Below are 10214 nucleotides of genomic sequence, written 5' to 3' on the forward strand. Positions count from 1 at the left end.
ACCAGGGGCACGACGCACAGCGATGGGGGCAGCGGTGGCGGACGACGGATTCGACTTCAGGCCCGGAGCGCAGATCCCCCTCCAGGGGGGTGGCGGGCAGACCGCGGCGACCAACGCGCTGGCCTCCGCGGCGTACCGGGACGGCGCGAAGGACACCAGACTCGACCTCATACTCGGCGCCAACGGCGAGCACCACGCGTCCACGGTCAAGCCCCCGAAGATCTCCCTCTTCGAGCCCAGCCTCGGCGAGGCTTTCTGCCGCGCCGTCGAGGCGCGCACCCTCGGCGCCGGCCGCAAGCCGCTGATCCAGTCCTTCGGCGCCGATCCGCAGACCGTCGTGGAGCACTGCCTGGCCGCGTCCCGGATCCGCAAGGAGCGGGACCGCAAGCTCCGCCTGATCATGCTGGTCTGCGGCGTGCTGTTCCTGCCCGGCCTGCTGCTGTGGCTGGGCCTCTTCCAGCTCCGCAGGTCACTGACCTCCGGTGACAACAAGCGCGGCTCGTGGATCGGCACCGCCCTCCTGGTCGGTGTCGCCGTTCTGGTGGCGATCCTGATGTTCCGGCTGCCGTTCACCGGGTTCCTCGGCCTCTACCTGCGCGGCATGATCATCGCCCCGGCCCTGGGCTGGTTCCTCGCCCGCCGGATCTGCGAGGCGACCGCCGCCGACCTGCGCGCGCGCTGGGACGGACTGCTGGGCGGCGGCGGGGTCGCCGCCAAGATCCCCGAGGCGGTACCCGGCAACCCGGACGAGAAGGCCCGCGAGGACCTGCGCCACCAGCTGGCGAAGCTGACCGCCGAGGACCGCAGCAACTCGGTCTTCTACGCGGGTGCCAAGGGCATCCTGGGCATGGGCACCCGCTGGGGCAACTGGCAGATGGCCGAGGAGCTCGCCCCCAAGGAGGACGTCGCCGAGATCCACCCCTTCCGCAGCTGGGACGTCATACGCGCGATCGACGCCCAGCTCCGCAAGCTGGAGCGCGGTCCCCTGCACACCGGCGGGTTCCCGCCCGCCGCGATCCAGCACTGGATCGTGACCCCGGTCGGCGAGGGCGCCGGCGAGGTGGCCCGCCCCAGCGGCGAGAACGTCGACACCTTCCTGATCAAGCCGCACGAGATCACCCGGATCTGCAACGAGCAGCAGTTCAGCGCCGGCAATCGGCACTACCTCGGCATCCAGTACCCGCTCTGGGACGGCCAGCTCGTCATCACCATGCTGGTGACCGTCACCGTGCTCTACAAGACCCTGCGCGTGGACGTGACGGCGCACGCCCTGGGCCCGGTGAACGGCCTGTTCACCACGAAGGCCAAGGCCCCGACGGTGGAGGTGCCCAAGAGCATCCGCTTCTGGGAGACCGCGGAACGCTCGCTCCCGCTGGTCGACGCCACCGAGGTGGTGCGGCTCGCGGTACGCGCCCCGCTCACGTGGTACCCGCCGGTCCTGGACTACCTCGGCGGCAAGCTGGTCCTGCCGGAACCCTTCGGCGTCCGCCACGTCTGGGCCGGCTCGATGTGGCGCCACCGCTTCATGGCCGACGACGCCCTGCGCACCGTGGCCCCGGTCCTGCGGTCCGTGCACGCGGCGACCTTCAGGGTCCTGGAGGAGAACGGCGTCGACACCGAGCGCTTCACCAACCGCTCCTCGATCATGAGCGGCATGATCCAGGAACCGTCGCCGCGCAAGGCGGACGCGTACGACGGGTAACCCTGCCCCGGCGCCTTCCCCGGCCGCCGGTCCCGGCCCTGGCCCCCGGGGCCGGCGCCGACCGGCCCGGCCGGGGCACGGACGCCCGGTTACGCTGAAGGCGCGTCCCAGGGCATCCGCACACACCGGAGGAGCGAGCCGTGACCGAGCGCAAACCGCCTGGCGTCAGCTTCGAGTCGTTCGTGGACCGGCAGATCAGGGAGGCCGCCGCCCGCGGTGACTTCGAGGACCTGCCCGGCTACGGGAAGCCGCTCGCCTCGCTCGACGCCCCGTACGACGAACTGTGGTGGGTCAAGGGGAAGCTGCACCGCGAGGGCTTCGCCGTCCTGCCCCCGGCCCTCGCGCTCCGCAAGGAGGCCGAGGACGCGCTGGCGGCGGCCCTCGCGGCCCGCTCCGAACGCCAGGTCCGGGCCGCCCTCACCGCGGTGAACGAGAAGATCCGCGCGGCCCTGCGCATGCCGCCGCCGGGTCCGCCGCTGAACCTGACGGAGTTCGACGTCGAGGCCGTGCTGCGCACCTGGCGCGAGGGCCGGAAGCGGGACGACGGCCGGGCCGCAGGCCCGGGAGGGTCCGGGACGCCCTAGTCGACGGGCCAGGCGTCGGCGAGCATCTGCCGGGTGTCCGCGAGGAGTTGGGGCAGCACCTTGGTGTGGCCGACCACGGGCATGAAGTTCGTGTCGCCGCCCCAGCGCGGGACGATGTGCTGGTGCAGGTGCGCGGCGATGCCCGCCCCCGCGGCCGCGCCCTGGTTCATGCCGATGTTGAAGCCGTGCGCCCCGGACGCCTTGCGCAGCGCGACCATCGCCCGCTTGGTGAGGTCGGCCAGCTCCGCCGTCTCCGGCCCGTCCAGCTCGGTGTAGTCGGCGACGTGCCGGTACGGGACGACCATCAGGTGGCCGCCGTTGTACGGGTAGAGGTTCAGCACGGCGTACACGTACCGGCCCCGCGCCACGACCAGCCCGTCCTGGTCCGACGTCTCCGGAATACCGCAGAAGGGACAGCCGTCCCCGGCCTCCGGGCCGGTCGGCTTGTTCTCCCCCTGGATGTAGGCCATCCGGTGGGGCGTCCACAGTCGCTGGAACGCGTCCTGCGTGCCCACACCGATCTGCTGCTCCGGCTCAATCGTCATGGGATGCAGCATATGACCTTGCCCGAGCGGACGAGGAAGGCCCCCGGGAAAGTGATCACTTCCCGGGGGCCCGCCGTACGCGCTCCGCTCGGATCAGACCTGGACGCGGTCCGCGACGACCTTGGCCAGCTTGGCCAGGGCCTCGTCCTTGGCGATCCCGTTCTCCTGCGAACCGTCGCGGTAGCGGAAGGAGACGGTGCCCGCGGCCATGTCCTCGTCGCCGACGATGACCATGAACGGCACCTTGAGCTTCTGATGGTTCCTGATCTTCTTCTGCATCCGGTCGGAGGAGGCGTCCACCTCGACCCGCAGGCCCTGCTTCTTCGCCTCGGCGGCGAACTCCTGCAGGTACTCCACGTGCCCGTCGCCGATCGGGATGCCGACCGCCTGGACCGGGGCCAGCCACGGCGGCATGGCGCCCGCGTAGTGCTCCAGCAGCACGGCGAAGAACCGCTCGATCGACCCGAACAGCGCACGGTGGATCATGACCGGCCGCTGGCGCGAGCCGTCCGGCGCGGTGTACTCGAGATTGAAGCGCTCCGGCAGGTTGAAGTCGAGCTGGACGGTCGACATCTGCCAGGTGCGGCCGATGGCGTCACGGCACTGGACGGAGATCTTCGGGCCGTAGAACGCGGCGCCGCCCGGGTCCGGGACCAGGGGCAGGCCCTGCTTCTCGGCGACCGACTGGAGGACCGCGGTGGCCTCCTCCCAGACCTCGTCCGAGCCGACGAACTTCTCCGGGTCCTTGGTGGAGAGCTCCAGGTAGAAGTCGGTCAGGCCGTAGTCGCGGAGCAGGTTCAGCACGAAGGTGAGCGTGCGGTCGAGCTCCTGCGCCATCTGCTCGCGGGTGCAGTAGATGTGCGCGTCGTCCTGGGTGAAGCCCCGGGCTCGGGTCAGGCCGTGCACGACGCCCGACTTCTCGTACCGGTACACGGTGCCGAACTCGAAGAGGCGCAGCGGCAGTTCGCGGTAGGAGCGGCCGCGCGCGTCGAAGATCAGGTTGTGCATCGGGCAGTTCATGGGCTTGAGGTAGTAGTCGGTGCCACCGTCGAGCTGCATGGGGGGGTACATGCCCTCCGCGTACCAGTCCAGGTGGCCGCTCTTCTCGAAGAGGGCGCCCTTGGTGGCGTGCGGGGTGTAGACGAACTCGTAGCCCTCTTCCTCGTGCCGGCGGCGCGAGTAGTCCTCCATGGTCCGGCGGATGATGCCGCCGCGCGGGTGGAAGACGGCGAGGCCGGAGCCGATCTCGTCCGGGACGGAGAAGAGGTCGAGCTCGCTGCCGAGCTTGCGGTGGTCGCGCTTCTCGGCCTCGGCGAGGAAGTCGAGGTGGGCCTTCAGCTCCTCCTTCGACGGCCACGCGGTGCCGTAGATGCGCTGGAGCATCGGGTTCTTCTCGCTTCCGCGCCAGTAGGCGGCGGCGTTGCGCATGAGCTTGAAGGCCGGGATGGTGCGGGTGGTGGGCAGGTGGGGACCCCGGCAGAGGTCCTTCCAGCACAGCTCGCCGGTCTTCGGGTCGAGGTTGTCGTAGATGGTCAGCTCGCCGGCGCCCACCTCGACGTTCGCCCCGTCGTCGGTCGACGCGGAGCCCTTGATGCCGATGAGCTCCAGCTTGTACGGCTCGTCGGCGAGCTCCTCGCGGGCCGCCTCGTCGGTGACCACGCGGCGGGAGAAGCGCTGCCCGCGCTTCTGGATCTCCTGCATCTTCTTCTCGATGACCTTGAGGTCCTCGGGGGTGAAGGGCTTCGCGACGTCGAAGTCGTAGTAGAAGCCGTCACGGACCGGCGGGCCGATGCCCAGCTTGGCCTCGGGGAAGAGCTCCTGCACGGCCTGGGCCATGACGTGCGCGGCCGAGTGGCGCAGGATGTTCAGGCCGTCCTCGGAGGAGATCTCCACCGGCTCGACGCTCTCGCCGTCCTTCACCTCGTACGCGAGGTCCTTCAGCTCACCGGCGATGCGGGCGGCGACGATGGTGCGCTCGCCGGCGAAGAGCTCCGCCGCCGTAGTGCCCGTGGCCACCACGCGCTCGTCCCGCTCGGAATCGCGTTGGATGAACACACGGACGTCTGACACCGGTCTCTCCTGACTCAGGGGGTGCGCGAGCGAACACTGCGCGCCTGAATCGTACCGAGCGCAGGGGCGGCACCCCTAAACGGTTATCGGCGGGGCCCGCCGGCGGCGTCGCCGGACGGCCCGGTCCGGTCCGGACCGGCGCCCGTCCGGGCGGCTCCGCCGCGCGCCGGCGCCGGCGGCCGGCCGAAGGACGCCATGCGCAGCCCCGGGGCGGGTGAGAAGTCCGGGCCGCGGAGGAAGCCGAGGCGCTCGTACAGGGTCACCGCGGGGGTGTTCCCGGCGCCCGTGCTCACCTCGACGCGGCGGTCCGGGCAGAGCTCCGCCAGGACGTGGCGCAGCAGCAGGGAGGCGACGCCCCGGCGGAACCAGGCCGGGTCCACGCAGAGCCGGTCGACGCCGACGACGCCGTCCGGTTCCTCTTCCCAGGCGAGGAAGCCGGCGAGCACGCCCTCGCCGGACACCGCGCCGAGCCACCGCAGCGGCCGTGCCCGCATCTCGCCGAGGCTCTCGTTCAGGGCGGGGATGCCGTCGAATCCGATCAGCCCGGCCTCGACCGCGTACGCCGCACGGCCGATCCGGTGCACGGTCACCGCTGTGGCCTCGTCGGCCAGGTCCAGCGGGCGGATGAGCAGGCTCGGCATGCGGGTTCCTCGGGGTCGCGGGCGGGGGTGCCCAGGCTACGCGCGGCCACGGCCGCTCCCGCCCGTGCCCTCCGCCCGTGTCCTCCGCCCGGGCTGGTGCCCCCGGCCGGGCGCCTACCCGTCCCCCGGCAGCGCGTCCGACGCGTCGAACGCCGCGTCCAGCGACTTCATCAGCCGGTCCCGTTCGACCTCGTCCAGCGGCACCGGCACGAGCTGCGCCGCGTCCGTCAGCCGCCGGAAGCCGCCCCGCCGCTGGAGCCGCCCGCCGACCCTGACCGGCAGCCCCGCCAGGTGGGCGTGGACCGCCACCCCGTACGCCTCCTCCTCCAGCGCCACCCGTACGAACGGGACGTCCGCCCCCTCGAGGACCCGCAGCCGTACGGTGCCCCCGCCCCCGGGGGCCGAGCGCCGCATCCGCACCACGGCGCCGGTGACGCTGACCCGGACGGCCGGTTCGTCCCGGGTGTAGCGGGCGGCGGCCTCGCGCAGGACGGGGAGGTCGCCGGGCGAGAACTCCACCGGTTCCGGCCGCGCCGCACACCCGGCCGGCACCCCGGCCGCCGGCGCCCAGGCCAACGCGATCCGGGCCCCCTCGGTACCCCGGACCAGCGCGATCAGCGCGTCGGCGAGCTCCCGGCTTGCCCCGGCCGCCACGGCCGCGTCGAAGGCTTCCATGCCGCCGGTGGCCCGCCGGTAGTCCACGGCCTCGCGGGTCGCGTGCAGGGCGTGGTGGAGCCGGGTCACCAGGCCCCGCCCGCCGTCCACGGGGACGTACGCGGTGAGCCGCCGGGCTCCGGGCGCCGGGCCCACCAGGACCCCGTCCAGGGCCCGTTCGGCCTTCGCGCGGTGCCGGGCGCCGTGGTATCCGGCCCGCGCCCGGTCCGCCAGGGCCCCGGCCAGCAGGAGCCGGCGGGCGGCCGAGCGGAGCTGTTCCTGCGCCGTCCACGCCGCCTCGGACCGCAACCCGTACGGGCCGGGCGGGATCTCCCGGTCCCAGCGGACCTCGTCGCTGGGCACGCTCAGCCCGTAGAGCACCTCGCGCGCGGAGGGCGCCGCGCTGCGCGAGAGCGCGGTGAGGGCCTCCTCCAGCAGGTCGCCGCAGTCGGGGAAGGCCCGGCTCTCCGGGACGAGCAGGCTGGCGCCGCCCCCGCCCGCGGGCGGGGTCCAGCGCCCGTAGCGGCCGGCGGCCCCGCCCCGGCGCAGCCAGCCGTGCCGGCGCAGCAGGGCGCCGAGCACCACCGGGTCGACCTGCGCGGGATCGGGTGCGGCGGGGTGCGCGAGGTCCGCGTACTGCGTGGACGGCAGCGGTTCGAGGTTCGGCGAGTGCCGGTCCATCAAGGTGTCCCTCCCGACCCGACCCGGGTCATGATCTCGCACAGCGCCCGGTCGTCGAAGATCCGCGTGGTCGGGATCCGCACGGTGGTCCGGCGCCGGCCGGTCACCGGATGCCCGGCGAGATTGGTCCAGTAGCAGCAGTGCCTCAGGTCGAGCCGGTCGTGCCCGGCGGCGAGCCACTGGTCGCGCTCCCGCGGGACGAGCATCACGACGAGGATCTTGTGGACGGCGACCGGGGTGCGGGCCAGCTTCACCAGGTGCTCGTTGTCGAGGGTGAAGGAGAAGGTGGGCCCGGCCGGCCGGGGCGGTATCTGGTACGTCGCCTTGAGCTGCACCTTGACGGTGACCTCGTCGTCGACGACGTGCTCGGGGGCGCCGTGGCTGACGTGCCAGTCGATGCCGTTGTCCGGGAAGGGCTGGGACAGCGAGCAGCCGGCCGCCGCGGCGACGGCGTGCAGGTAGCCCACTTGGAGGGTCTCCATGCAGGCGGTGGTGGCGAGTGTGCCGCGCAGCGGTCCGGTCCGCGGCTCGCCCGGCGTACCGGTCCGCGCATCGATCTGCCCCGCCAGCACCCCGCCCTGGTCGGGCTGTGCGAGCGCCATGGCCGGCTCCCCGTGCCTTCCGGCTCCGCGGTGGGTGGTGGGTGACGGTGGGGATGACGGCCGGTCATGTGCACGGCCCCCCGGGGTTGTTGTCTCCGCAGTCGGGTCCCCGCAAACGGCGTACGGGGCAAACGGCCCGGGTATCACCGAAGCGGGCAAGGGCGGTACGTCCGGACGCGGAGGCGCCCGGCTGCGTGCGCCCCATCTGCCGACCGGGGACGAGGAGTTCGCCATGACACGCTGGTACGAGGGCCCGCTGGCCTCATTCGACACCGAGACGACCGGGGTGGACGTCGAGCAGGACCGGATCGTGTCCGCCGCGCTCGTCGTCCAGGAGTGCGCGGGCGGCCGGGTGCGCTCCACCCGCTGGCTCGTCAATCCCGGCGTCCCGGTGCCCGCGGGCGCCACGGAGGTGCACGGGCTCACCGACGAGCACCTCCAGCGGCACGGGCGCTGGCCCGCGCCGGTGGTGGAGGAGATAGCCCGAGCGCTCGGGGAGCAGCAGGTCGCGGGCCGGCCGGTGGTGGTGATGAACGCGCCGTTCGATCTGACGCTGCTGGACCGGGAGTTGCGCCGGCACCGGGCGTCCTCGCTGTCGCGGTACCTGGACAACCGGCCGCTGACGGTGCTGGATCCGCGGGTGCTCGACAAGCACCTGGACCGGTACCGCAAGGGCCGCCGGACGCTGACCGACCTGTGCGCGCACTACGGGATAGAGCTGGAGGCGGCGCACGACGCGGCGGCGGACGCGATGGCCTCGCTGGAGCTCGTACGGGCGGTGGGCCGCCGGTTCGCGGGGCGGCTGGAGCGGCTGAGCCCGGCGGAGCTGCACACGCTCCAGCAGGTGTGGCACGCGGCGCAGGCGCGCGGCCTCCAGGCGTGGTTCGCGCGCCAGGGCACGCCGGAGTCGGTCGATCCGCACTGGCCGCTGCGGCCGGACCTGTCGACGGCGGCGTAGGAGACGGCCCGGAACGCCGAAAGCCGGAAGGTCCCTCCCCCGATGGGGAAGGGACCTTCGGATCCTGCGTGGTGGGCGATACTGGGATCGAACCAGTGACCCCTTCGGTGTGAACGAAGTGCTCTCCCGCTGAGCTAATCGCCCGGGAACGCACCGAACAATACAGAAGCCCCGGGGCTGGTTCAAACCGCTTCGGGGAACGCCGCCAGCCGAACCGCCAGACCGCGCTGTCCCGCCCGCATCATCAGCGCGTGGTTGAGCCGGAACACGGGCCGCCCCGGGAGCGCGAGCCGCCGCATCAGCGGCCGCCGCACCACGACCTCCTGCTCGTACAGGGCGCGGCTGCCGCCGCCGCCCCCCGCGCCCCGCGCCCGTACGGTCCAGCGCGCCCAGCCCTCGATGTCGCCGCGCAACGCCACCTCCAGGACTCCCCGGCCGGGATCGCGCAGCAGCTCGGTGGCCGTGACGTGCAGGGCGTACGGGAGGACCGAGCGGATCAGCGCGGTGCCGGTGCGGTCGTCGACGGGCCGGACCCGGCGTATCTGCGGCCACCACGCCGGGTACTCGCCGGGCTGCTCCAGCACGGCGTAGACGCGGGCGGGCGGCGCGTCGAGGTCCCACACGCTGCGGAAGCGGTAGCGGCTCCAACGGTCCCAGCTGTTCAGGTCCATGGAGGCAGTCTGGCCCGCGCGGCGCCCCCTCATCCCCGTTTCGCCGGGATCGGGGCGGTACTCAGACACGTCTGAGTACGCACGCCCATGTGCCGGCGGCGTGACCGGCACCACACTGCGAACCATGAACACGTCTCTGCCGCCGGCCGAAGAGCTGGCGCTCATCGACCACGAGCTGGTCCGACTCGACGCCCGGCGCCTCTACTTGCTCGGCCGCCGGGACTGGCTGCTGCGGCTGCTGTACTCCCCCGCTCCGGCCGGCGCTCCCGGCTGGGGCCCGGCTCCCGGCCGCGCTCCGGCGCCGGGCCCGGCGGGTACCACGGGCACCGCGTCCGCGAAGGACGCGTCGGCGCCGAGCGCCCAGAACGTGCTGCTGGTCCTGGGCGCGGTCCTGCTGGCCGTGGCCGCACTCGCCTTCACGCTCGTCAGCTGGGGGTCCCTGGGGATCGGCGGGCGTTCGGCGGTGCTCGCCGTGGTGACGGCGGCGGCGCTGGCCGCGCCGGTCCTCCTGCTGCGCCGGGGGCTGCGCTCGACGGCCGAGTCGGTGGCCGCGCTGGGGCTGCTGCTGACGGTGCTGGACGCGTACGCCCTGTACGCGGTGGCCGCGGCGGACCTCGACGGCACCGCGTACGCGGCGGGGGCCGCCGCCTCGCTGGCGGCGCTCTGGGCCGGGTACGGGTCCGCCCTGGCGCGCGGGGGGCCGCCGGGGCTGCGCCTGCCGGTGCCGGCGGCGGTCCTGGCGGCGCAACTGCCGCTCCCGCTGGCCGTCCTGGCCGCGGACGGCGGTCCGGTGGCGGTCGGCTGGGCGCTGCTGGCGACGGCGGCGGCGGACGTGGCCCCGGCCCTGTGGGCCCGGACGGACGCGGCGGGGACGCGGGTACTGCCGGCGGTGCTGGCCGCGGTCCTGGGCGCCGGGGCGCTGCTGCTCGGCACGGCCGTCTCCTGGTCGGCGGCTTCGCCCGGCGGCGCGGTGGCTCCGGCGGCGCTGCTGCTGGCGGGTGCGGCCCTCGGGGTGGCGGCGGCGTGGCGGTAGTGGATCGTCTTGAAGACGGTGAAGAGGGTGTCGTCGTACCGCTCCAGCTTCGGCCGCTGGTGGGCGTGCACCG

10 protein-coding genes and 1 tRNA gene are annotated in these 10214 nt (G+C 73.5%); 4 read left to right on the forward strand and 7 right to left on the reverse strand.

The features are described 5' to 3' along the window. The first annotated feature begins 34 nt into the window (after window positions 1-34). Together ABT106_RS20215 and ABT106_RS20220 are read left to right on the forward strand one after the other, a co-directional pair. Entirely contained in the window at window positions 35-1702 is a 1668-nt protein-coding gene (locus ABT106_RS20215; protein WP_351279138.1) for an AbeC-like domain-containing protein, read from the forward strand. Between the two features lie 140 nt (window positions 1703-1842). Next, window positions 1843-2286: a DnaJ family domain-containing protein gene (locus ABT106_RS20220; protein WP_351279140.1), complete on the forward strand. Its 444-nt coding sequence runs from the start codon at window positions 1843-1845 to the stop codon at window positions 2284-2286. Here the strand turns inward: ABT106_RS20220 and ABT106_RS20225 are convergent. The 5 genes from ABT106_RS20225 to ABT106_RS20245 form a co-directional block, all read right to left on the reverse strand. Beyond that, a complete protein-coding gene (locus ABT106_RS20225) occupies window positions 2283-2843 on the reverse strand; it encodes an HIT family protein (RefSeq protein ID WP_351279143.1) in 561 nt (186 codons plus the stop codon). The two genes, ABT106_RS20220 and ABT106_RS20225, sit on opposite strands and share 4 nt — an antisense overlap. Before the next feature lie 81 nt (window positions 2844-2924). Further along, window positions 2925-4901 carry a threonine--tRNA ligase gene (gene thrS / locus ABT106_RS20230; protein WP_351279146.1) on the reverse strand — a complete coding sequence of 659 codons (1977 nt, stop codon included), beginning with the start codon at window positions 4899-4901 and terminating at the stop codon, window positions 2925-2927. An 83-nt stretch (window positions 4902-4984) separates the two neighbouring features. Next, entirely contained in the window at window positions 4985-5542 is a 558-nt protein-coding gene (locus ABT106_RS20235) for a GNAT family N-acetyltransferase (RefSeq protein ID WP_351279148.1), read from the reverse strand. 114 nt (window positions 5543-5656) lie between these two features. Continuing rightward, window positions 5657-6877: a hypothetical protein gene (locus tag ABT106_RS20240; protein WP_351279151.1), complete on the reverse strand. Its 1221-nt coding sequence runs from the start codon at window positions 6875-6877 to the stop codon at window positions 5657-5659. Continuing rightward, window positions 6877-7479: a DUF4365 domain-containing protein gene (locus tag ABT106_RS20245; protein WP_267722807.1), complete on the reverse strand. Its 603-nt coding sequence runs from the start codon at window positions 7477-7479 to the stop codon at window positions 6877-6879. Before ABT106_RS20245 ends, ABT106_RS20240 begins: the two co-directional genes overlap by 1 nt. 232 nt (window positions 7480-7711) lie before the next feature. Here ABT106_RS20245 and ABT106_RS20250 point away from each other — a divergent pair, with 232 nt between their 5' ends. Further along, complete coding sequence (locus tag ABT106_RS20250; protein ID WP_351279154.1) at window positions 7712-8437, forward strand: 3'-5' exonuclease; 726 nt, start codon at window positions 7712-7714, stop codon at window positions 8435-8437. Window positions 8438-8506: 69 nt separating this feature from the next. Here the strand turns inward: ABT106_RS20250 and ABT106_RS20255 are convergent. Continuing rightward, window positions 8507-8581, reverse strand: a tRNA-Val gene (locus ABT106_RS20255). 38 nt (window positions 8582-8619) lie between these two features. After that, window positions 8620-9108 (reverse strand): SRPBCC family protein, encoded by a 489-nt coding sequence (locus tag ABT106_RS20260; protein ID WP_351279157.1) that lies wholly within the window; start codon window positions 9106-9108, stop codon window positions 8620-8622. 124 nt (window positions 9109-9232) lie between these two features. Between ABT106_RS20260 and ABT106_RS20265 the strand changes: the two genes are divergently transcribed. Beyond that, complete coding sequence (locus ABT106_RS20265) at window positions 9233-10141, forward strand: hypothetical protein (protein WP_351279160.1); 909 nt, start codon at window positions 9233-9235, stop codon at window positions 10139-10141. The last annotated feature ends 73 nt before the right edge of the window (window positions 10142-10214 follow it).

The sequence above is a fragment of the Streptomyces sp. NPDC002044 genome, from assembly GCF_040296725.1.
GTDB lineage: Bacteria > Actinomycetota > Actinomycetes > Streptomycetales > Streptomycetaceae > Streptomyces > Streptomyces antarcticus.

Excerpts from the sequence above, each read along its gene's own strand:
- ABT106_RS20225 (WP_351279143.1), bottom strand. The coding sequence starts at position 2,843 with ATGCTGCATCCCATGACGATTGAGCCGGAGCAGCAGATCGGTGTGGGC.
- ABT106_RS20235 (WP_351279148.1), bottom strand. The coding sequence starts at position 5,542 with ATGCCGAGCCTGCTCATCCGCCCGCTGGACCTGGCCGACGAGGCCACA.
- ABT106_RS20240 (WP_351279151.1), bottom strand. The coding sequence starts at position 6,877 with ATGGACCGGCACTCGCCGAACCTCGAACCGCTGCCGTCCACGCAGTAC.
- ABT106_RS20245 (WP_267722807.1), bottom strand. The coding sequence starts at position 7,479 with ATGGCGCTCGCACAGCCCGACCAGGGCGGGGTGCTGGCGGGGCAGATC.
- ABT106_RS20250 (WP_351279154.1), top strand. The coding sequence starts at position 7,712 with ATGACACGCTGGTACGAGGGCCCGCTGGCCTCATTCGACACCGAGACG.
- ABT106_RS20260 (WP_351279157.1), bottom strand. The coding sequence starts at position 9,108 with ATGGACCTGAACAGCTGGGACCGTTGGAGCCGCTACCGCTTCCGCAGC.
- ABT106_RS20265 (WP_351279160.1), top strand. The coding sequence starts at position 9,233 with ATGAACACGTCTCTGCCGCCGGCCGAAGAGCTGGCGCTCATCGACCAC.